The sequence below is a fragment of the Cellulomonas sp. A375-1 genome, from assembly GCF_001040865.1.
Lineage (GTDB): Bacteria > Actinomycetota > Actinomycetes > Actinomycetales > Cellulomonadaceae > Cellulomonas > Cellulomonas gelida.
Genome location: NZ_LFKW01000142.1, coordinates 1 through 1399, shown reverse-complemented (window position 1 = coordinate 1399; position 1399 = coordinate 1). Strand labels below are relative to the sequence as shown.

The window sequence follows — 1399 nt, the reverse complement described above, 5'->3', positions numbered from 1 at the left end:
CGAGCAGGCGCACGTCGGGCACGCCCGCCCAGCGCAGCAGCCACCAGGCGCGCGCGGCCGACGTCCCGCCGCTCGCGTCGTACGCGACCACGGCGACACCCTCGCGCACGCCCCAGCGCCGTGCCGAGGCCTCGAGCGCGGCCACGTCCGGCAGCGGGTGGCGACCGTGCGCGGCGCTCGGCGGCGCCGCGAGCTCGGCGTCGAGGTCCACGTACACCGCGCCGGGCAGGTGTCCGGCGAGGTACTGCTCGTGCCCGTCGGTGCGTCCGAGCGCCCAGCGGACGTCGAGCAGCACGGGCGGCTCGTCGCCCGCGAGCGCGGCCGCCAGGGTCAGGGCGTCGACGAGCACTGCGGCCCGCGTCGCGTCGTCGGCCTCGTTCGTCGGGCCCGTCGTCTCCGTCATGTCCGCTCCCCCGTCCCGTGCGTCGCGGCCAGGTCGAGCCGCATGGTCCACGCGTCCTTGTTCTCGGGCTGGTAGTACCCCCGGCGCATGCCGAGCTTCTCGAACCCCACCGCCTCGTACAGCCGCAGTGCGGGCTCGTTGTCGACGCGCACCTCGAGCAGCACGGACGGCGCACCGAGCTCGCGCGCACGCGCCACGAGCGCGTCGAGCAGCGCGCGTCCCACTCCCGTGCCCTGGTGGGCGGCCGCGGTGCCGATCGTCATCACCTGCGCGTCGACGCCGTCGAACCACAGCCCCGCGTACCCGACGAGCGGGCCCGCGCCGTACTGCGCACCGACGTACCACCGTCCGGGCCCGACGACCTCCTGCGCGAGCGAGTCGGTGGACCACGCGGCCGCGCCGAACAGCTGCTTCTCGAGGACGTCGAGCGCGGGCACGTCGTCGGGCGTCAGGGGCCGCAGCCGTAGCGGCGCCCGTCCCGAGCCCCGTGCCGAGCTCATCCGAGCACGCGCTTGGCCCCGGCCGACGGCACGGCGTCCGGGCGGCGCAGGTAGAGCGGGTCGGTGGGCTGTGCGAGCCCCGCGGCACGACGCGCCAGCGCGAGCGGCACGAGCTCGGCCGCGTCGAGGTCGTCGGTCGCGTCCACGTGCGTGAGGTGCGCGAACGCCTCCGGGTAGAGCGCCGCACCGGCGCCCGTGACCCACCCGCCCGCGAGCGCGGGCTCGTCGGCGATCTCGGCCGCGGGTCCCACGCGAGGCGCGACGACGACGTCCGGCGTGCCCGCCTCGTCGCGGCGGTACGCGGCCCAGTACACCTCGCGCCGGCGCGCGTCGGTCGCGACGACGAGCGGCGCACCCGCGGGCACGAACCGCAGCGCAGCGACGGCGATCGCGTCGAGGCTCGGGACGCCGAGCGCGTCGATGCCCAGCGCGAGCGCGAGCGTGCGCGCGGTCACGAGGCCGACCCGCAGCCCGGTGAACGGTGCGGGGCCTGTGC

3 protein-coding genes are annotated in these 1399 nt (G+C 77.3%); all 3 read right to left on the bottom strand.

The window, feature by feature from the left end:
- Nucleotides 1–403 (bottom strand): sulfurtransferase (locus CWIS_RS15310; RefSeq protein ID WP_048344202.1); only part of this gene is annotated, 403 nt, incomplete at its 3' end.
- A complete protein-coding gene (gene rimI, locus CWIS_RS15305; RefSeq protein ID WP_048344201.1) occupies nucleotides 400–903 on the bottom strand; it encodes a ribosomal protein S18-alanine N-acetyltransferase in 504 nt (167 codons plus the stop codon). The genes CWIS_RS15310 and rimI, both read right to left, overlap by 4 nt.
- A partial coding sequence (gene tsaB / locus CWIS_RS15300; protein ID WP_048344200.1) for a tRNA (adenosine(37)-N6)-threonylcarbamoyltransferase complex dimerization subunit type 1 TsaB occupies nucleotides 900–1399 on the bottom strand: 500 nt, incomplete at its 5' end. The genes tsaB and rimI, both read right to left, overlap by 4 nt.

What these genes read in the sequence shown, in the direction of transcription:
- rimI (WP_048344201.1), bottom strand. Translation starts at nt 903, where the DNA reads ATGAGCTCGGCACGGGGCTCGGGACGGGCGCCGCTACGGCTGCGGCCC.